The sequence below is a fragment of the Quadrisphaera granulorum genome (genome assembly GCF_003149145.1).
GTDB lineage: Bacteria > Actinomycetota > Actinomycetes > Actinomycetales > Quadrisphaeraceae > Quadrisphaera > Quadrisphaera granulorum.
Window position 1 is genome coordinate 1 of the sequence record NZ_QGDQ01000007.1, and the last position, 19,672, is coordinate 19,672.

A 19,672-nucleotide genomic window follows, 5' to 3' on the forward strand; every position below is an offset into this window, starting at 1 on the left:
CCAGGGCCGACCAGAACCCCAGCGCCCCGTCCCCGATCGCCAGCACCGGCGCGCGCATCCCGCGCCGCTTGGCATCGCGCAGCAGGTCCGCCCAGGACCCCGCCGACTCGCGGTGACCGGCGGCCAGGGTGATCAGCTCCTTGCGGCCATCGGCGCGGACCCCGATGAGCACCAGCAGGCACAGCCGCTCGGCATCCAGGCGGACGTTGAGGTGGATGCCGTCGGCCCATACGTACACGTAGTCCACCCCCGACAGGTCGCGGGCGTTGAACGCCTCGGCTTCGGCTTGCCACTGGACGGTCAGGCGCTGGATCACCGGCGCTGACAGGCCCGCGTCGGTGCCCAGGAACTGCTGCAGGGCCGGGACCATGTCCTGCGTGCTCAAGCCGTGCAGGTACAGCAGCGGCAGCACCTCGTTCACCGACGGGCTCCGCCTGGCCCAGCGGGGCAGGATCGCCGAGGAGAACCGCCGTCGCGTCCCGGTGTCGGGGTCGATCCGCTTGTCGTTGACGCGAGGGGCCTTGACCGCCACCGCGCCAGCGGCGGTGGTGATGGTCCGCTCGGCGTGGTAGCCGTTGCGGACCACGAGCCGGTGGCCGTGCTCGTCGACCTGTCCTGCTGCGGCCTGGACGTAGACGTCGGCTTCGGCGAGCAGGGCCGCGGCCAGCATCCGGCGGGCGCCCTCGCGCGCGAGGGCGTCCAGGCAGGACAGCGTCACCGGCCCCGACAGACCCCCCACCGCAGCGCCGGCCGCGTCGCGCTGCCCCGCGTGCTGGGCGCCCTGGCCACCGAACGGTTCCTGTCCGTCTACCGTGAACATCGGGTCGTACCTTCCCGAACAGCGCTGCAACGCTGATCTTCTTCTCGTTGGGTGTGGAGATCACCGGGAAGGTACGACCCGCCCGGTCATCCACAGGTTTTGATTATTTCTCGTTGTCTCCTACTTGCAGTAACAGCCCGTGGCAGGCTGTGAGCAGTCGCTGACAAGGTCCGTTGGACGAGAGCACTCGTATCCGCGTCATCCGAGAGTCGCGTGACGCCCTTCAAGGGCTCCCGTGGGACGACGCAGACCTCGTCCTCAAGGAGTTCGGCTGCTGGGACGGGATGCCGGACGGTGGGCACTACGACCCCTCGTTGCTGGAGGTGCTGCGGGGAGGCGCGGACGACGACCTCCTCGCGCTCGCCAGCCACCTGTCGGTGGAAGGGTCCATGGCGTCCGACCTCCGTGAAGCTCCCGCCCCCGCTACAGGCCCTCTGCTCGTCTTCGCGTCGCACCTGGCCCGGCACAAGGCAGAGGTAGGCGCAGTAGAAGCAGAGCTGGCCACCTTCGGCATCAAGCTCTTCGTCGCCCACACGGCCATCGAGCCAGACAAGACGAGACGTGGCGCGACGAGATCATCAAGACCCTCGACACCGCTCATGCCGGAGTCGCCTTCATCCACAAGGGCTTCATCGAGAGCACCTGGTGCGATCAGGAGGTCGGATGGCTGCTGGGGCGTCGCGTCCCCGTCTTCTCGCTCAAGTTCGACGCTGCGCCGTACGGACCGCTCGGCGAGAAGCAGGCGATCGCAGCGGCGAATCTCTCGGCGGCCCAGCTAGCGGACGCTGTGCTCAACGTGGTTGTCGGGCGCCAGGAGCTGCAAGAGCACCTCGCCACCTCACTCGTGATGGCGATGCAGCAGTCACGCAACTTCCAGACCACGGACCGCGTGTGGGCACGACTGCGAAACCTCCGGAACCTGAACGAGACGCAGTGCGAGCTACTGATGAGCGCCGTCGAAGACAACCCCCAGGTGGCCCACCCCTCAGCCCCTTGGCCCGCCAGCGCGCTCGACCACGACGTGTATGCAGTGGTGATACCGCGCTTCATCGAACAGCAGCCCGGCGCGTCGGCCGTCCGCGAACGACTGGGCGTGTGGTCCGCCAAGCTGGAGCAGGGCTGAGCACGCGTCCACGGCCCTCGCCGCACCGAGGCGAGGGCCGTCGAGGGGTCAGTCGTGGCCGCTACCGAGCGAACGAGACACCGTGCTCCCGACGTCTGACTCGTCTCGCCCGACGCCGCACGCCTTACGCCGCACGCGGGCGCCCGTTTAGCGGGTGGACGTCGTCCTTCGGGATGCAGTGGTCGTAGACCTCCAGTGTGATCTTGTAGGAATAGTGACCCATCTGCTCCGACGCCCACAGCGGTGCGGCGCCGCGCGAAAGCCAGCACGAGTCACCCGAGCGACCGCCGCCCCGCGGGCGCGTTGTCGCAAACCGTCCACGTCTTCGTTCGCCGTGCGATTGGCTGGCGTTGGAACACCCAACGCCGGAGGCCCCCCCTATGACCCCCGACCAGCACGAAGCCGTGACCACCGCGCTCTTCGCGTTCTGGACCGCCCGCAGCGACGCCGCAGCAGCCCAGCAGGCGAAGGGCAATGTCGACGTCGGCGGCCGTTCTGGTGTCACCGCAGGCGGCCACATGGATCAGATTGCGCGGCTACTCGCGGGCGTCGCCGTCGCCGCTGGAGCACCGGCCGAGGCCGTGTACTACAAGGCGCCAACCGGGGACCCAAACAAGCGCGACAAGATCGCTCATCGGTACACGCTCCCGAGCTACTTCCGGCCGACGAAGTCCTACGACGTCGTGGTGTACGATACCCTGGGTGAGCCGTGCGTGATCGTCGAGTTGAAGAGTCAGAGCGGCTCCTACTCGAACAACGCCAACAACAGGGCCGAGGAAGCGATCGGCAATGCCGTGGATTTGCAGCGCGCTCTGGATGAGGGACTGGTGCCCGGTGACCCGTGGACCGGCTACGTCTTCCTGATTGAGGACGACGACATCTCCCGAGCATCTGGCGGCGCCAAGGACAGCGCGGCCTTCCCCCGCGATCCGATCTTCGCCGACTGGACTTACCAGTCGCGGGTGCGCCTGCTCTGTCAGCGGCTCGTGGAGGACGAGCATTACGTCGCCGCGTGGGCTGTGACCACGAGCAGGCCCGAGTGCGCCGGAGAGAAGATCTGCCCGGTGATCCTGCAGCAGGCGCGGCTGGACAAGGAGGCCGCCAAGAAGGGCTGGCCCACCCCGGAGCGGCTGCCTCACGAGCACCGCTTCGACTGGTCAGAAATGAGCCAGGACACGGGATTTGTGCAGTTCACCGCGTCCATGACCGCGCGGATCCGCGCTGCCTACCCGCAGGGCCCCGGTGCGACGGCTGCTGAGCAGTTGGCGCTGCCGGGAGCCTGACGGCTCCTAGAGGCTCCGCAGCCAGTCAGCGGTGCGCTCGTCGAGGCCGTAGACCCTCAGTGCGGCCTCAGTGGCGGCGGCGCTGTCACGACGGTCAAAGGCATTCGCCAGCGCGGCCGCGGTGTCTGCGTCGATCTGCTCTGGCCGCGGGACCCGTACACGACGCAGATACTGAGCTTGGAAACGTAGCGTCCCTCCTCGCATCTTCACGCAGTACGCGGAGACGGTCTGTTCGGCGATCTTGGAGTACAGGAGGCCGCCGAGGACACGCAGATCCCAGCCGTCGGAGACGACGTAGTAGACGTTGTGGTGGGGGTAAAGGCCACCGGGTTCGTACACCGGCCGCGAGGTCATACGCATGTCCGGGAACAGGAGCTTCGGACGGTCGATGAGGCCCGCGGTGACCCGGTCGATGGTCCGCCACCAGCGGTCCGAGTTCCTACCAGCCACACGGCGCCGCAAGAGCGCCTCACCGTGCGACCTCATGTAGCTGGCAAACCGGGGCCACGCCTCCAATTCCACGAGGCCCTCCTCATCCCACGGGTTCACGAGGTAGTGCCCGCTCCAGGTCATCGTCCCGGAGTTGGTGTCGGCTGCCATCGCCAGCGGCAGCAAGCGCTCGTGCTCGATCGCGTCAGGCCCCTCGATCACCCGGGGGTCTTTCGTGACGTAAACCTTGTCGGCGCCGGTCGCAATCCCGATGCTGACTCGGGTCGCCGTCTCAGGGTCCTCTAGCGGCCGGAAGTTCGCGTTGAGGTGCTCGATCATGCCGAGCGCAATCGGGCTGCCGGTCGGCCACAGGTCGCTACCGGAGAACCAGGTCGGCAGTCGATCCACCTGCAGCGCCGGCGTGGTCAGCGGCTCCGCGTCCGCAGTGCGTGACCACTCGACCAACTGGCGCGCGGCGGGCTCACCGAAGGTCCGGGTGGTATCTGCCGCGATGGGGCTGCGCTGCTCCCCACGGCGCAGGACCGAAATCGCGGGGTATGCGGCGACCTGCTCCTCGAACGCGTCGACGTCGTGCATTTGGACGGTCACATCGACGGCGTAACCAGCGGCCACGAACTCCCGCAGTCGCGCTCCGTACGCGTTCCGCATCCAGCGGTCGGCGACGATGAAGCCAAGTACCCCGCCGGGCTTGAGGGATCGCAGCCCGACTTCGATGAATCCCACATAGATGTCGGCGCGGCCGCTCATCGTGCTGCAGGCGGCGCGGTACTCGGCGCTGCGCTCCTCCCCAACGTCCTCCAGCCGGATGTACGGCGGGTTGCCGACCACGAGGTCGAGGTCGACGTCGCGCTCTCGGAGCAGGTAGTCGCCCTGACCGACCCACTTCTCGGCGATCCGGGCCGACTCCTCGGCGTCCCAGCCCTGCTGGGTCAACGTGGTGGTCGCCAGCCGGCGCGCAGCGACGACGTTGTGGTCGAGCAGGTCGTAGGCACGCAGCGCCTCAGCGGCGTCGCCAATGGCTCGATCATGCGCGCGCAGGCTCGCGGAGAGCCGCTCGACCATCGGGCCGAGGAAGGCACCGGCGCCGCAGGCGGGCTCTACAGCGCGCAGGTCGGCGAGGTCCCGGTCAGAGGTGTAACCGCAGAGGTCGAGGATGAGGTCGACGACCCATCGCCGGGTGAAGATTTCACCGTGCTCAATGGCCTCGGCCACTCGCTCGTCGATGCTCGAACTCAAGGTCACACCGCGACTGTAGGACGCGCCACCGACATGGCTGGGGCTCTGTGCCGACGCACCCAGCGTGCCCTGGTGGCTCCTCCAGGCTCTGAGCGCGCTTCAGACCCTGGAGGAGCCAAGACTCGACCATGCGCCTCCGTTCCCTCACCACCTCGCACCGCATCGGAGCGCACGAGGGACTCGCGGCTCAGCGGCGGTGGGGTCGCCGACGACAGGAGCGAGATGACCACCGGAGCCAACGGCACTGACCCACGAGGGCCAATCTTCATTTCCTACCGACAGAGCGACGGCGCGGCAACGGCTGCCGCCTTGGCGTGGACGCTGCGCGCAGCAGGCATGCCCGTCTGGCATGACGCCACCGACTTGCCCCCTGGCGACACCAATGAGCGTTTGGCCCAGGCCCTCCAAAGTGGTCTCAGTGGCGCCGTCCTGCTGGTCACGCCAGAGATCCAGAAGAGCATGGTCGAACTGCCCCGCCTGCTCGAACTGGAGCAAGACCCCAACTTCGTGCTCGTGCTCGCGGAGCACCGTGCGGGCTGGTGAGTCGAACGGTAAACGAAAGTTGAACTTCGACGCACCTGATCGGCTGCTCGGCCGATCCAAGGGCACCCTCAGCCGCCTGCGCCACGACCCTGCCGACCGCGTCCGATCTCCCGGCGGATCACTGGCGTTCTGCGCCCCGGAGGCTTACGCGCCGACCAGGCGCACTCCGGCGTAGGCCACCCCCGCGACCAGCACCCACGAGGCCATCCCCAGCACCAGGGCTCGCCCTCCGGTGCGGCGCAGCACCGCCGCGTGGATGCCGGTGCCCAGGCCCACGAGGGCCGCCACCATGAGCACCTCCTGCACGTGCTGCGCGGCGTCCAGCGCGCCGGCGGGGACCAGCCCGGCGCTCGCCAGGGCGATGGCTGCGAGGAAGCCCACCACGAACAGCGGCACGATCGGGGGGCGGCGCTTCGGTCCTGTCGCCGCCTCCTCGCCCGACACGCCGCGAGCGCGGCGAGCGCTCCGGGTGCGGGCCACCGCCACCCCGGCGACCAGCGGCGCCAGCAGCACCACGCGGCTGAGCTTGACCACCACCGCCGCGGTCAACGCCCCGGGCACGCGGTCGGCGGTGGCCACCGTCTGCCCGACGTCGTGGACGCTGGCCCCCACCCACGAGCCGAAGGCCGCCGGGTCCAGTCCCAGCGGTCCCCGCAGGAGGGGCAGGACGACGATGGCCAGGCTCCCGCACAGGGTGACCAGGGCGATCGCCACGGCGGTGTCGTCCTCGTCGCCATCGGCGACATCCTTCATCGCAGCGATCGCCGAGGCCCCACAGATCGAGAAGCCGGTGGCGATCAGCAGGGCGCGAGCCCGCGGCACGCGCAGCACCCGGCCCAGGAGGCAGGTGCCGGTGAAGGTGACCGCGACGGTCAGGACGACGACGCCCAGCCCGCCCAACCCCAGGGCGGCCAGCTCCGGGAGGGCGAGCTGCAGGCCCAGCAGCACCACCGCGATGCGCAGCAGCTGGCGCGAGGCGAACGCCGTCCCCGGTCGCAGCACCTCTCGATGCAGGCCGAGGTTGGCCATCAGCGCACCGAGCACCACCCCGACCGTCGAGGCGTTCAGCTCGGGCAGCAGCGACGCCGCGCCGAAGGCGGCGGCTGTCGCGGCGGCCACCACCGCGAGTCCCGGCGCCAGCGACCTCGCGCGGCTCCGGGCGGAGCTGCCCGGACGGGCGCTCATCGTCGTCCTGATCGGTCCCTCCGCGCCCACACTGCCGACGTCCCCGCCGATGCCCGTGCCCCTGCCCGTGGCGGTGTGGATGCCGGTACCCATGGCGGTGTCGCCCCGCTCGTCGTGAGGTGGCCTCACCGCTGCTGGTGAGACGCTCCACCCTCACGGTGACCTGCTGCGACCTCGGCCAGTAGAGGGGTTCTCGCACTGGACTCATCAGCGCAGCTGATGGCTCCGGGGTCTCGGGCAACCCGCGCGGCTACCGTGAGGCGGTGGCGCTTGAGCGGGTCCCCGACCTCGACTCCCTGCAGCTGCTGCTGCGGGTGGCCGCCACCGGGAGCCTCGGCCGGGCGGCGGCCGAGCACGGCATCAGCCAACCTGCTGTCTCCGCGCGGATCCGCACCGTCGAGCACCTCGTAGGCGTGCCGCTGGTGACGCGCGGCCCTCGCGGCTCGACGCTGACGGCCGCGGGCAAGCTCGTGGCCGGCTGGGCGGAGCAGGTGCTGGCGGCGGCTGCCGTGCTCGACGCCGGGGCGAGCTCCCTGCGCGAAGAGGGACGCACACGGCTGCGAGTGGCGGCGAGCATGACGGTGGCCGAGCACCTCCTGCCCGGATGGCTGGTGGCCCTGGCGCAGCGCCGGCCCGAGACGCAGGTCAGCCTGCGGGCCATGAACTCCGAGGAGGTCACCGCCGCGGTGCTCGCCGGGGGCGCGGACCTGGGCTTCGTGGAGGGGCCGGCAGTCCCGTCGGGGCTGGACTCGCGCGAGGTGGCGCGCGACCGGCTCGTCGTCGTCGTCCATCCTGGGCACCCCTGGGCCCGGCGCGGATCCCCGGTCACCGCGGAGGAGCTCGCACGGACGCGGCTGGTGCAGCGCGAACCGGCCTCGGGCACCCGCAGCGCCTACGAGGCCGCGCTGCGCGCCGCCCTCGAGTCCTCAGCCGGCACCTCCGACGCCGCTGACGGCACGACTGACAACGCTCCGGCACCGCCGCTGCTGGAACTGTCGACGTCGTCGGCCATCCGCTCCGCCGTGGCCAGCGGCGCCGGCCCGGCCGTGCTGAGCGAGCACGCGGTCCGGGACGACCTCGCCGCCGGCCGCCTCACCGCCGTGGCCGTCACCGGCCTGGACCTCACGCGGGCGCTGCGCGCGGTGTGGCCCACGGGCCAGCGACCCAGCGGTCCGTCACTCGACCTGCTCTCGCTGGCTGCCCGCGACGTCCGCCACTGAGAAGCGCCTCGCTCTCCGCTGTGGTGTGACGCACGACGACCTCGCCGTCCTAGTTCAGGTGTGCGCTGGTCGCCCCGGGGAAGACCCACCGGCGCAGGAGCAGGAAGCGCAGGGCTGTGGCGACGACGTTGGCGAGCACCAGCACCGTCACCTCCACGGCGCGCGATGGGTCCGCCAGGGTGTGGAGCACCGCGAGCGCACCTGAGGTCAGCCCGAGCGCGGCGGCGAAGACGACGAGCCCTTGAGCGTGCGCCCGGACGAGGCCGCGTTGGCCGGTGACACCGAAAGTGAGTCGCCGGTTGGCTGCGGTGTTGACGAGCGCGGTCGCAAGCAACGCGACGAGGTTGGCGGCCTGCGGGCCGACGGCGCCGCGCAGGAGCAGGTACAGCGCGAGGTAGGCGAGGGTGCTGGCGACACCGATGGCACCGAACCTCACGACCTGACCGAGCAACCCACGCGGAACCCCCGGCACCGTGGGCTCCAGCGGAGCGCGCCCGAGCTGGCGGCGCAGCGCCGCGAGCGGCAGGGCGCCGGTGGCGAAAGCACGGCCGAGGCGGAGGATGCCGCGGACATCGTCGGCGGCGGTGCGAAGGATGTCGACGCTGCTGTCGGGGTCGTCCACCCAGTCGACGGGCACCTCGGCGATCCGGGCGCCGGCGCGCTCCGCGAGCACGAGCAGCTCGGTGTCGAAGAACCAGCCGGTGTCTTCGACGAGCGGCAGGAGCTGCTCGGCGACGTCCTTGCGGATCGCCTTGAAGCCGCACTGCGCGTCGGTGAACCGGGCGCCCAGGCTGCGGCGCAGCAGCGCGTTGTACGAGCGGGAGATGAACTCCCGCTTCGGGCCGCGCACCACCCGGCTGCCGCGGGCCAGGCGCGAGCCGATGGCGATGTCAGAGTGACCCGAGATCAGGGGCGCGACCAGCGGGAGGAGCGCGGCGAGGTCGGTGGACAGGTCGACGTCCATATAGACGAGCACCGGCGCGTCGGAGGCCGACCACACGGCCTTGAGCGCTCGCCCGCGGCCCTTGGCTGGCAGGTGGACGGCCACCACCTCGGGGATCGCCGCTTGCAGCGTGTCCGCGACCGCCGCGGTGGCGTCGGTGCTGGCGTTGTCGGCGATGGTGATGCGGAACGGGTACGGCAGCGCCCGGGTGAGGTGGGCGTGGAGGCGCCGCACGCAGGGCTCGAGGTCGTCCTCCTCGTTGAACACGGGGACGACGACGTCGAGCAGCGCGCGTCCCGGCGCCGCCACGAGCAGGCCGCGTGCGTTCTGCAGGGAGGGGCTGGGCGGGTTGCCGTCCAGCAGGAACGTCGTCATGCACCGAGGTTCGGCGCTGCGCCTCGCGGGGCGGTGGAGGAACCCTGTGCTGCCCCTATGACTCACCCCCACCGTGATCATGGACGTCCGCCACCCTCCCAGCGGCGAAGCGCCGGCCACCCCATGCAGGGATGACCGGCGCCCCGAGTGGCAACGCTCAGCGGCGACTCACGAGCCGGCCGTGAGGTCGTAGACCGTCGTCGAGCCGACCGTCTGCGCCGTGAAGTTCGCCTCCACCCACGCGGTGATGGCCGCGGCCGTCCCCTGACCCTCCCCGCCGGTGCGCCCGGGGATGAAGTAGTGGATCTTCCCCTCCGTCACCCAGGCCTGGAACTGCTCCAGCGTCGGGGAGGCGTCGGTGCCGTTGAACCCGCCGATCGGCATCACCGACTCCTGCGTGGCCAGTTGGTAGCCCGCGGCGTTGTTCGCGCCGACGGTCGCGGCAACCCACCGGTACGAGCTGGCGTCGGCCTCGAGCAGCGCCACGAGCTCGGCGCTGGGCGTGCTGCCGTTGAGCAGACCCCCCATGCCCCCGGCCATCCCGCCCGGGCCACCCATCTCAGCCGTGCCCCCCGTCGCGGCGGCACCGCCGAACGCGCGACCGGCGCCGTCCGCCTGCGCTCCACCGAAGCCACCGGGCCGTCCCATACCGACGGGCCCTCCCACGGCGCCCGCGACGGTCGGGCCGGCGGAGACGATCGAGCCGGTGTGAGCAGTGCTCACGGTTTGGACCGTGTACGCGAGCGGCCCCGCCAGCGACGCCGCCAGCGCCACTCCCGCCGCGGCCTTGGTCAGCGACGGACGCACCGCCGTCGCCACCAGCCCGACGGCGGCAACCAGGCCCGCAACCAGCACCACCCACGACAGCCACGGCACGAAGTCGGCGCTGCGCGAGAGCAGCACGAACGACCACACCGCCGTCGTCGCCGTCGCCACGGCCAACGCCCCCAGGGCCAGCGGCTGCGACCGGCGAGACCACAGCAGCGACACCGTCACACCCACCAGCGCCGCGACCGCGGGCGCCAGCGCCACGCTGTAGTAGGCGTGGATGATCCCCGACATGAAGCTGAAGGTGAGTCCGGTGACCAGCAGCCAGCTCAACCACAGCACCACCTGGGCACGCTGACCGTCGCCGCGCGGCTGACGCCGCAGCAGCACGAGCGCCACCACGGCCATCAGCAGCGCGCCCGGGATGAGCCAGGCGATCTGCCCGCCGAACTCGGCGGTGAACAGCCGGGTGATGCCGGTCTCGCCCCACATGCTGCCGCCGGCGCCACCTGCACCCCCACCGAACCCGCCACCGACCGACCCGGTCTCCTCACCGGTCAGCCGTCCGAGCCCGTTGTAGCCGAGCGTCAGCCCGAGGAAGCTGTTGTCGGTCGAGCCGCCGATGTACGGCCGCGACGCGGCGGGCCACAGCTCCACCAGCGCGACCCACCACCCGGCCGTCACGAGCAGCGCGGCACCGGCGGCGAGCAGCTGCACCACTCGCCGCCCCACGCGGGGCGGCCCGAACGCCAGGTACGTCACCGCCAGCGCCGGCACCACGAGGAAGACCTGCAGCTGCTTGGTGAGGAAGCCCAGCCCGATGAGCGCCCCGGCCGCCACCAGCCATCGCGTCCGCCCGTGCTCGAGTGCCCGCAGCACGGTGTACGCCGCAAGCGTCATGAGCAGCACGAGCAGCGCGTCGGGGTTGTTGAACCGGAACATCAGCGCGGCCACGGGGGTGAGGAGCAGGACGACGCCGGACAGCAACGCCGCGGCCGCACTGAAGTGCCGTCGCACCGCGGCGTACAGGACGCCGATCGTCGCCACGCCCACGAGCGCCTGCGGCACGAGGATCGACCAGCTCGACAACCCGAAGATCCTCACTGACAGCGCCATCACCCACAGCGACGCCGGGGGCTTGTCGACGGTGATGCTGTTCCCTGCGTCGGAGCTGCCGAAGAGGAACGCCTTCCAGCTCACCGACCCGGCCTGCACGGCCGCGGAGTAGAAGGAGTTGGCCCACCCCGAGGCGCCCAGCCCGACCAGGTAGGCCACCGCTGCGGCGACCAGCAGCCCCGCCAGCGCGGGGCGCTCCCAGGCTGGTCCGCCGTCGCGGCGCTCGGTCCACCAGGACCGAGACCACGGACGACGGCGCGGGCCGGTTTCTGCGACGCCCGGGCTCCTGTCCAGCGGCGGAGCGTCCCCGGAGCTGGCGGCGGTGTAGCTCATGCTCATGCCCTGAGCGTCGGTGCGACCGCTGGGGCACGTCCCCCGCGATCCTGTGGGCGAGCTATGGAGCACCGAGCGCTGGCCATCGTGCACGCGATGCCCGCACGCCACCGCCTCCTGCGATCCTTTGGCATCGAAAGGTGATGATCATGACTTTCATCAAGGGAACCATCCCGGACACTCCCGAGACCCTGGCTGCTGCTGCACTGGCCGAGTCCGAGGACACCGAGTGGCATGTGGTCTCGAGCGACGACGAGATGGTCGAGCTACGCCAAGCCCAGCAGCGCCTGGACGAGTCCGTTGCAGCAGCTCGTGCTGCAGGACGCCCCTGGGAGAGCGTCGCTGTCGCGACGGGCATGACGCGCCAGGGCGCCACCAAGCGTTGGTCACAGCTCACGCGCTCCGCCAGCTGACGAGGCGCTGTTACACGCTGACGACGGGCAGCGTCACGAGGAACGCGGTCTGCCCGGGGCGGCTGGTCACGTCGACACTGCCGCCGCTGGACGCGACGATCGCCTGCACGATCGACAACCCCAGACCGCTGCTGCCCGCAGCCCTCGACCGGGACCCGTCGCCGCGGGTGAACCTATCGAAGACGTGCGGCAGCAGCTCGACGGGGATGCCGGGTCCGTCATCGAGCACGGACAGCACCACGCGGCCGGGCGTCGTCGTCGCCAGTCCTGCGGTGACGGTGGTTCCCGGCGGCGTGTGCGTGCGGGCGTTGGCCAGCAGGTTCACCACCACCTGCTGCAAACGGGCCGCGTCACCGATGACCTCGACGGGCTCGTCGGGCAGGTCCAGGCGCCAGGTGTGGTCGCGGCCGACGGCGGAGGCGTCGCTGACGGCGTCGAGGAGCAGGCGCGTCAGGTCGACCACCGCGGTCTCCAACGGCCGGCCGGCATCGAGACGCGCCAGCAGCAGCAGGTCTTCGACCAGGCCCGTCATGCGCTTCGCCTCCGACTCCACACGCCCCAGCGCATGCGCCGCGTCGGGTGGCAGCGCGGCGGGGTCACGGTTGACGAGCTCGGCGTACCCGCGGATGGAGGCCAGCGGCGTGCGCAGCTCGTGGCTGGCGTCGGCGACGAACTGGCGCACCTGCAGCTCGCTGGCGTGGCGGGCCGACAGCGCCGAGCCGACGCGGGTGAGCAGGGTGTTCAGCGCCGCACCGACCTGGCCGACCTCGGTGCGCCGGTCGGTATCACGCGCAGGCACACGCACGGCGAGATCCACCTCACCGCGGTCCAGCGGCATGCCGCTGACCTGTGAGGCGGTCGCCGCGACCCGCTGCAGGGGCCGCAGGGAGCGGCGGACGACGACGGCGGCCGCCAGCCCCGCCAGCACCATCGCGAGGACGGCGACGGCCAGCTCCACCGCCACCAGCCGGCGCTGCGTGCCCTCCAGCCCAGCCAGCGGGACACCCGTCACGAGGACACCATCCTCAGAACCAGCGGTGACACCGACGACGCGATACGTACCCAGCGAACCCACGTGGACGGTGCGGGGGACGCCGTCGCCAGCGACGTCGGCGAGAGCGGCGGCGTCGGCGCTGCTGACGGTGGTCGGGCAGAAGCCGACCAGCGCGGCGGCGGCCATCACGCTGCCGTCCGCGGTGCGCGCGGCGAGCGTGCCCGGCGCCTGCCCCGGCGCCAGCAGGAAGCCGATGCCCGACGCCGCTGCCTCCTCCTCGACCGTGGAGGTGGGGCAGCGGCCCAGCTCTCTGTCCTGACCTTCGCCTCCCCGCTGGTTCGGATCCTGGGGCGGTTGCTGGAAGGAGCGGAACCGGAAAGCATCACCCGCGAAGGGAGCGCGCTCAGCGGAGGCGACGAGCTGCGCGTCCAGCTGGGACAGCTGGAGCTGGCGCAGCGCGACGACGGTCGCCGTCCCCACCACCGCGCAGACCACCGCCACCAGACCCACGAGCGCCACGACGAGCTGCGTCCGCAACGACCACGCGCTCAGCGACCACGCCCCGCCTCCCGTCGGCGGCCCCGGCGGAGTGATCGATGAAGTCACTGGTGAAGTCACTGGTGACGTCACTGGGCAGGCTTGAGCACGTACCCGACTCCGCGCACCGTGTGGATCATCGGAGGGCGGCCGGCGTCGACCTTCTTGCGCAGGTAGGAGACGTACAGCTCCACCACGTTGGCCTGCCCGCCGAAGTCGTAGTTCCACACCCGGTCGAGGATGTGCGCCTTGCTGAGCACCTTGCGGGGGTTGCGCATGAGCAGGCGCAGCAGCTCGAACTCGGTGGCTGTCAGCGTGATCTCGTCGTCGCCACGGAACACCTCGTGCCCCTCCTCGTCCATGGTGAGGTCGCCCACCACGAGCCGGGGGTCCTCGCGGCGGGCGACCACGCCCGTGCGCCGCACCAGTCCCCGCAGCCGGGCGATGACCTCCTCGAGGCTGAACGGCTTGGTCACGTAGTCATCTCCGCCCGCGCGGATGCCGGCGATGCGGTCTTCCACCGAGTCCCTCGCGGTGAGGAACAGCACGGGGACGTCGGGGGCCTCCTCCCGCAGGCGGCGCAGCAGGGTCAGTCCGTCGACGTCGGGGAGCATGACATCGAGGACGACGACGTCGGGCCGCAGCTCGTGCGCCTCCTTGACCGCCGACGCGCCGTCTCCAGCCGAGCGGACCTGCCAGCCCTCGTAGCGCAGGGCCATGGCCACCAGGTCGGCCAGCTGCGGCTCGTCGTCGACGACGAGCGCGCGCAGAGGGCTCCCGTCCGCGCGGACGAGGGTGTCGGTGGTGGTCATGAGGTCAGTGTCGGTCGCGGCGGGCGCTCGTGTCTGGGCGCGTGCTGTGTGCGACCTATGAGCGGCGCCACCTGGCAGGGGCACCACCACCGACCAGTCCCCCGACGACGCGACCACCACCTGAACTCCGTGATCATGGGCGTCCGCCACCCTGAGGTGGCGGACGCCCATGATCACGGAGGGTGTTGGGTCAGCGGTAGGCGACTCGACCAGCCCGCCCCTCACTGCCCCGCGCGACCACCGAGGCGACGGCCCACTTCGGCCGCCGTACGCCGTACCCGCTCGGCGAGTGCGGTCAGCTGCACCTCGTCGAGCGCATCGGAGGCGAAGGTGACGGCTACCGCCGCCACGGGGTGGTCGAGGTGGTCGAGCACCGCCACCGCGACCGACGAGAAACCGGGCGTGACCTCGCCCTCCTCGGTGGCCATTCCGAGCCGCCTCGTGCGCACCAGGAGGGCCCGCAGCTCGGTGATGGTCGTCGGACCGGCGCCGTGCCGGGTGACGAACGCCGACGCGTCGGGAAACAGGGCACGCACCTGAGCGTCCGGCAGGGCCGCGAGCATCGACCTCCCGCTGGCCGTCAGGTGCGCCGGCAGGCGCACCCCGACGTCGGAGACGAGCCTCGGCTGGCCCGGCGCCCGCTCCTCGATGACGTAGACCACGTCGCGGCCGTGCATCACGGCCAGGTGGGAGTTGTGGCGGCAGCGGTCGGCGAGAGCCGTCAGCGGCGTCCGCGCGATGCGCTGCAGCGGCACCTGCCGGTCGTAGCCGGAGCCGAGCTCGTAGGCAGCCAGGCCCAGGCCGTAGCGGCCCTCCTCCGGCAGGTGCGTGACGAACCCGTCACGCACCAGCGTGTCCAGCAGGTGGTAGGTCGTCGAGCGCGGGAGGCCGACGTCACGGCTGATGACCCCCGCCTGCACCGGCCCGCTCTGCTGCGACAGGTAGCGCAGCACCGCGAGGGCCTTCGCTGCCGCTGGGACCACAGCCACGCGGGGACACTATCTCGGATCCGAGACAGCAGTGCCGGGTGACGGGTACCGCACGAGGGTGGCCTTCCGCTCCGATGGAGCCATGCCCGCCAGCACCCCCGCCGTCGTCGCCCTGCACTGACCATCCCCCCTGCCGAAAGGAACCGCCATGACCGGACCACGCGCCGTCAGCGCCCCCCGCGGCACCCGGCTGACCGCCAAGAGCTGGCAGACCGAGGCACCGCTGCGGATGCTCATGAACAACCTCGACCCGGAGGTCGCCGAGCGTCCCGAAGACCTCGTCGTCTACGGCGGCACCGGCAAGGCCGCCCGGAACTGGGCCAGCTACGACGCGATCGTCGCGGCCCTGACCCGACTGGAGGACGACGAGACCCTCCTCGTCCAGTCCGGCAAGCCCGTCGGGGTCTTCCGCACGAACACCTGGGCGCCCCGGGTGCTGCTGGCCAACTCCAACCTCGTCGGCGACTGGGCCACGTGGCCGGAGTTCCGCCGCCTCGAGGCCGAGGGCCTGATGATGTACGGCCAGATGACCGCCGGGTCGTGGATCTACATCGGCACCCAGGGCATCCTCCAGGGCACCTACGAGACCTTCGCCGCCGTCGCCCGCCAACACTTCGGCGGCACCCTCGCCGGCACCCTGACCGTGACCGCCGGCTGCGGCGGCATGGGCGGCGCGCAGCCCCTCGCGGTCACGCTCAACGAAGGCGCCGTCCTCATCGTCGACATCGACGAGACGCGCCTGCGGCGTCGGGCGTCCAAGCGCTACCTCGACGAAGTCACCACCGACCTCGACGACGCCCTCACCCGCGTGCTGGCCGCCAAGGCCGAGCGTCGCGCGCTGTCGGTGGGGCTGATCGGCAACGCCGCAGAGGTGCTGCCCGAGCTGCTGCGCCGGCAGCACGCGGGCGAGTTCGTCGTCGACGTCGTCACCGACCAGACCTCCGCGCACGACCCGCTCTCCTACCTCCCCCTCGGCGTGGCCCTGGAGGACCGGCACCTGGAGGCCGAGAAGGACCCGGCCGAGTACACCCGCCGCGCCCAGGCCGCGATGGCCGCGCACGTCGAGGCCATGGTTGGGTTCGCCGACGCGGGCGCCGTCGTCTTTGACTACGGCAACTCCATCCGCGACGAGGCCCGCCTCGGCGGCTGCGAACGCGCCTTCTCCTTCCCGGGCTTCGTGCCCGCCTACATCCGCCCGCAGTTCTGCGAGGGCCGCGGCCCCTTCCGCTGGGTGGCCCTGTCCGGGGACCCGGCCGACATCGCCGCCACCGACGAGGCGATCCTCGAGCTCTTCCCCGACGACGTCGACCTGCACCGCTGGATCCGCGCCGCCCAGGAGCGCGTGGAGTTCGAGGGGCTCCCGGCGCGCATCTGCTGGCTCGGGTACGGCGAGCGCGCCCGTGCAGGCGTGCGCTTCAACGAGCTGGTGGCCGAGGGGAAGGTCTCCGCGCCGATCGTCATCGGCCGTGACCACCTCGACTCCGGCTCCGTGGCCTCCCCCTACCGCGAGACCGAGGCGATGGCGGACGGCTCCGACGCCATCGCCGACTGGCCGATCCTCAACGCCCTGCTCAATACCGCCTCCGGAGCCACGTGGGTGTCCCTGCACCACGGCGGCGGGGTCGGCATCGGGCGCAGCATCCACGCCGGTCAGGTCTCCGTCGCCGACGGCACCCAGCTGGCAGCCGAGAAGCTCACCCGCCTGCTCACCAACGACCCGGGCATGGGCGTGATCCGCCACGTCGACGCCGGGTACGAGCGCGCCGACGAGGTGGCCCGCGAGCGCGGCGTGCGGATCCCGATGTGGGAGACCGGCGCCTCTGAGGGGCCGGACAGCGGGTCAGACGGCGGGGCCGCCTGAGTGGCTCCCTCCCCACTCTGGGCTCCGCACGCCTGGGTGACGACGACGCCGGGAGCACCTAGCCGGCTCGCGCAGCGGGTGCGGTTGCACGTTGCCGCCGACGGCACCGTCGAGCGCCTCGAGACCGGAGCTGACCCCGGCCCTAACGACAGGCGCCTGGACGGCGTGGTGCTCCCGGGAGCCGTGAACGCGCACTCCCACGCGTTCCACCGGCTGCTGCGCGGGCGCACCCACCAGTCGTCGGCCGCTGGGGACAGCTTCTGGACCTGGCGCGAGCTCATGTACACGCAGGCCTCGCGCCTCACACCGGAGTTGTACGAGCGGGTGGCCACCGCCGTCTACGCGGAGATGGCGGCGACCGGGTGGACGTCGGTGGTGGAGTTCCACTACGTCCACCACGCTCCGGACGGCCGCCCCTACGGCGCTGAGGACGGTGGGCCGCACGCAATGGAGCTGGCGCTCGCGCGGGCGGCTCGCTCCGCCGGGGTGCGGCTCACCCTGCTCGACACCGTCTACCTGGCCGGTGGCTTCGGGCTGCCGCTGCAACCGGAGCAGCAGCGCTTCAGCGACGGCTCGGCTCACGCCTGGGTGGAGCGGCTCGCCTCGTTGCGTGACGCCGTGGCCGAGCGCTTCGACGCGCGGCAGGTGCGGCTCGGCGCCGCCCTGCACTCGGTGCGTGCCGTGCCCCCCGAAGCGCTGCCGGAGGTAGCGGCAGGCATCGACGCGGTGCTGGGCCATGACGCTCCCGTGCACGTCCACCTGTCCGAGCAGGTGGCCGAGAACGAGGCCTGCCTGGCCGCGACCGGGCTGACCCCCACGGGGCTGCTCGCCGAGCACGCCCTGCTCTCCCCGCGACTGTCGGCCGTGCACGCCACTCACCTCACCGACGCTGACATCGCCCTGCTGGGCGCAGCCGGCGCCACCGTGGTGATGTGCCCGACCACCGAGGCCGACCTCGGCGACGGCATCGGCCCCGCCCGCGCACTCGCCGACGCCGGTGTGACCATTGCGCTGGGCACCGACCAGCACGCCGTCGTCGATCCGCTGCTGGAAACCCGGGCGCTCGAACACGGGGAGCGCCTGGCCAGCCGGCGTCGCGGCCGGTTCTCTCCCGCCGATCTGACGACGGCGATGACGAGCGGCGGACGCGCGGCCAGCGGCGGCACGATCGCGGGGGCGGCCGTCGGCTCGCTGGCCGTCGGCGAGCCCTGCGACTTCGTGGTGATCGATTCGCGCAGCACCCGCACCGCCGGCGCCGACCCGGACCAGCTAGTGCTGTGCGCGACGGCGAGCGATGTGACCGAGGTGCTCGTGGGCGGCAGAACGGTGGCCGCCCACGGCAAGCACGCCCAGCTCGGAGACCCCGGAGCACTGCTCGCACGAGCCGTGGAGGATCTGCGATGAGCCACCTGATCACTGGAATCGGCGAGCTGGTCACCCAGGACGACGACGACCGCGTGCTCCCTGATGCCGCGCTCGTGCTCGATGGGCCGACCATCGCGTGGATCGGGCCGGCCTCGTCCGCGCCTGCGTGCGACTCCGCCACCGACGTCGGCGGCCGCGCGGTGCTGCCGGGCTGGGTCGACTCCCACTCCCACCTCGTCTTCGACGGCGACAGGTCCGCGGAGTTCGCGGCCCGCATGGCGGGGCAGGCGTACGCCGCCGGCGGCATCGCCGTGACGGTGGGCGCGACGCGGACCGCCGACGACGAGCGCCTGCGGCAGCTGGTGCGCCAGCGGGTCGCCGTCGCCATGTCCCAGGGCACCACCACCCTGGAGACGAAGACCGGGTACGGCCTCGACGTCGAGCACGAGCTACGCAGCGCGCGCATCGCGGCCGGTGAGGTCGACGAGGTGACGTTCCTCGGGGCGCACCTGGTGCCGTCCGCCGTCGACGGCATCACTGCTGACGACTACGTGCGCCTCGTGTGCGGCCCGATGCTCGAGGCCGTCCGCCCTCACGTGCAGTGGGCCGACGTGTTCTGCGAGCGGGGCGCCTTCACCGAGGAGCAGTCCCGCGAGGTGCTGCTCGCGGCGCGGCGCGCGGGACTGGGGCTGCGCGTGCACGGCAACCAGCTCGGCCCCGGGCCGGGCGTCCGGCTGGCGGTGGAGCTCGGTGCGGCGAGCGTCGACCACGTGAACTTCCTCGACGACGACGACGTCGACGTGCTCGCCGCGAGCTGGAGCGACCCGTCGCGTGACGGGACCGTCGCGACGGTGCTGCCGGCGTGCGACCTCTCGACGCGAGCACCGCTCGCTCCGGCGCGGAGGCTGCTCGACGCCGGGGTGCCGGTGGCACTGGCGAGCAACTGCAACCCGGGCACGTCGTACACCTCGTCCATGGCGTTCTGCGTGGCCACCGCCGTGCTGCAGATGCACCTGACGGTGGCGGAGGCCGTGCGCGCGGCCACGTGGGGTGGGGCGCTCGCGCTGGGTCGTCACACCGGCCCGGGGGCCGTGGGGTCGCTGACGGTGGGGCACCGCGCTGACCTGCACGTGCTCGAGGCGCCGTCGATGACGCACCTCGCCTACCGGCCAGGCATGCCGTTGACGCACAGCGTCTGGCGAGCCGGGCAGCCGGTGCCTTCGCCGATCAGGGGTTGAGCCGTGAGGGCTGGCAGCCAACCCGGCAATGAACAGACACGAGCAAGCAGCAGGAACGAGGGGGCAGG

16 protein-coding genes are annotated in these 19,672 nt (G+C 71.8%); 8 read left to right on the forward strand and 8 right to left on the reverse strand.

The genetic code is table 11. The features are described 5' to 3' along the window. Positions 1–820, reverse strand: an 820-nt coding sequence (locus tag BXY45_RS07120) for an IS256 family transposase (protein WP_245961685.1), incomplete at its 3' end; no start/stop codon positions are given. 787 nt (positions 821–1,607) lie between these two features. On the opposite strand from BXY45_RS07120, the gene BXY45_RS07125 reads away from it, so the two are divergent. Together BXY45_RS07125 and BXY45_RS07130 are read left to right on the forward strand one after the other, a co-directional pair. After that, a complete protein-coding gene (locus BXY45_RS07125; RefSeq protein ID WP_109773646.1) occupies positions 1,608–1,943 on the forward strand; it encodes a hypothetical protein in 336 nt (111 codons plus the stop codon). A 404-nt stretch (positions 1,944–2,347) separates the two neighbouring features. Continuing rightward, positions 2,348–3,226 (forward strand): PaeR7I family type II restriction endonuclease, encoded by an 879-nt coding sequence (locus BXY45_RS07130; protein ID WP_170131359.1) that lies wholly within the window; start codon positions 2,348–2,350, stop codon positions 3,224–3,226. A gap of 6 nt (positions 3,227–3,232) precedes the next feature. Here BXY45_RS07130 and BXY45_RS07135 read toward each other — a convergent pair whose 3' ends face one another. After that, positions 3,233–4,888: an Eco57I restriction-modification methylase domain-containing protein gene (locus BXY45_RS07135; protein ID WP_211319317.1), complete on the reverse strand. Its 1,656-nt coding sequence runs from the start codon at positions 4,886–4,888 to the stop codon at positions 3,233–3,235. 246 nt (positions 4,889–5,134) lie between these two features. Between BXY45_RS07135 and BXY45_RS23155 the strand changes: the two genes are divergently transcribed. Continuing rightward, positions 5,135–5,455, forward strand: a complete 321-nt coding sequence (locus tag BXY45_RS23155; protein ID WP_170131360.1) for a TIR domain-containing protein — start codon at positions 5,135–5,137, stop codon at positions 5,453–5,455. A 144-nt stretch (positions 5,456–5,599) separates the two neighbouring features. On the opposite strand, the gene BXY45_RS07145 is transcribed toward BXY45_RS23155, so the two are convergent. Then, complete coding sequence (locus BXY45_RS07145; RefSeq protein WP_245961686.1) at positions 5,600–6,769, reverse strand: YeiH family protein; 1,170 nt, start codon at positions 6,767–6,769, stop codon at positions 5,600–5,602. Between the two features lie 134 nt (positions 6,770–6,903). Here BXY45_RS07145 and BXY45_RS07150 point away from each other — a divergent pair, with 134 nt between their 5' ends. Further along, positions 6,904–7,860: a LysR family transcriptional regulator gene (locus tag BXY45_RS07150; RefSeq protein ID WP_109773650.1), complete on the forward strand. Its 957-nt coding sequence runs from the start codon at positions 6,904–6,906 to the stop codon at positions 7,858–7,860. Between the two features lie 49 nt (positions 7,861–7,909). Here the strand turns inward: BXY45_RS07150 and BXY45_RS07155 are convergent, their stop codons facing one another. After that, positions 7,910–9,178 carry a bifunctional glycosyltransferase family 2/GtrA family protein gene (locus BXY45_RS07155; RefSeq protein WP_109773651.1) on the reverse strand — a complete coding sequence of 423 codons (1,269 nt, stop codon included), beginning with the start codon at positions 9,176–9,178 and terminating at the stop codon, positions 7,910–7,912. A gap of 168 nt (positions 9,179–9,346) precedes the next feature. Further along, the gene (locus tag BXY45_RS24495) at positions 9,347–11,401 is read right to left on the reverse strand and encodes a glycosyltransferase family 39 protein (RefSeq protein WP_109773652.1); all 2,055 of its coding nucleotides are present in this window, start codon (positions 11,399–11,401) and stop codon (positions 9,347–9,349) included. A 143-nt stretch (positions 11,402–11,544) separates the two neighbouring features. Here BXY45_RS24495 and BXY45_RS07165 point away from each other — a divergent pair, with 143 nt between their 5' ends. Continuing rightward, entirely contained in the window at positions 11,545–11,808 is a 264-nt protein-coding gene (locus BXY45_RS07165; protein WP_146211121.1) for an HAD family hydrolase, read from the forward strand. 10 nt (positions 11,809–11,818) lie between these two features. Here BXY45_RS07165 and BXY45_RS07170 read toward each other — a convergent pair whose 3' ends face one another. The 3 genes from BXY45_RS07170 to BXY45_RS07180 form a co-directional block, all read right to left on the reverse strand. After that, positions 11,819–13,339, reverse strand: a complete 1,521-nt coding sequence (locus tag BXY45_RS07170; protein WP_245961687.1) for a sensor histidine kinase — start codon at positions 13,337–13,339, stop codon at positions 11,819–11,821. A gap of 89 nt (positions 13,340–13,428) precedes the next feature. Continuing rightward, positions 13,429–14,151 carry a response regulator transcription factor gene (locus BXY45_RS07175; protein WP_109773654.1) on the reverse strand — a complete coding sequence of 241 codons (723 nt, stop codon included), beginning with the start codon at positions 14,149–14,151 and terminating at the stop codon, positions 13,429–13,431. 221 nt (positions 14,152–14,372) lie between these two features. Next, on the reverse strand, positions 14,373–15,140 hold the full coding sequence (locus BXY45_RS07180) for an IclR family transcriptional regulator (protein ID WP_109773655.1): 768 nt from the start codon (positions 15,138–15,140) through the stop codon (positions 14,373–14,375). A gap of 148 nt (positions 15,141–15,288) precedes the next feature. Between BXY45_RS07180 and hutU the strand changes: the two genes are divergently transcribed. The 3 genes from hutU to hutI are packed head-to-tail and all read left to right on the forward strand — an operon-like array spanning position 15,289 to position 19,604. Continuing rightward, complete coding sequence (gene hutU, locus BXY45_RS07185; RefSeq protein ID WP_109773656.1) at positions 15,289–17,001, forward strand: urocanate hydratase; 1,713 nt, start codon at positions 15,289–15,291, stop codon at positions 16,999–17,001. A 36-nt stretch (positions 17,002–17,037) separates the two neighbouring features. Next, complete coding sequence (locus BXY45_RS07190; RefSeq protein WP_109773768.1) at positions 17,038–18,405, forward strand: formimidoylglutamate deiminase; 1,368 nt, start codon at positions 17,038–17,040, stop codon at positions 18,403–18,405. Beyond that, on the forward strand, positions 18,402–19,604 hold the full coding sequence (gene hutI / locus BXY45_RS07195) for an imidazolonepropionase (protein ID WP_109773657.1): 1,203 nt from the start codon (positions 18,402–18,404) through the stop codon (positions 19,602–19,604). Before BXY45_RS07190 ends, hutI begins: the two co-directional genes overlap by 4 nt. Positions 19,605–19,672: the final 68 nt, after the last annotated feature.

Bases quoted from the DNA above. Each gene is read 5' to 3' on its own strand.
- BXY45_RS23155 (WP_170131360.1), top strand. From the start codon at position 5,135: ATGACCACCGGAGCCAACGGCACTGACCCACGAGGGCCAATCTTCATT.
- BXY45_RS07155 (WP_109773651.1), bottom strand. From the start codon at position 9,178: ATGACGACGTTCCTGCTGGACGGCAACCCGCCCAGCCCCTCCCTGCAG.
- BXY45_RS24495 (WP_109773652.1), bottom strand. From the start codon at position 11,401: ATGAGCATGAGCTACACCGCCGCCAGCTCCGGGGACGCTCCGCCGCTG.
- BXY45_RS07165 (WP_146211121.1), top strand. From the start codon at position 11,545: ATGACTTTCATCAAGGGAACCATCCCGGACACTCCCGAGACCCTGGCT.
- BXY45_RS07175 (WP_109773654.1), bottom strand. From the start codon at position 14,151: ATGACCACCACCGACACCCTCGTCCGCGCGGACGGGAGCCCTCTGCGC.
- hutU (WP_109773656.1), top strand. From the start codon at position 15,289: ATGACCGGACCACGCGCCGTCAGCGCCCCCCGCGGCACCCGGCTGACC.
- hutI (WP_109773657.1), top strand. From the start codon at position 18,402: ATGAGCCACCTGATCACTGGAATCGGCGAGCTGGTCACCCAGGACGAC.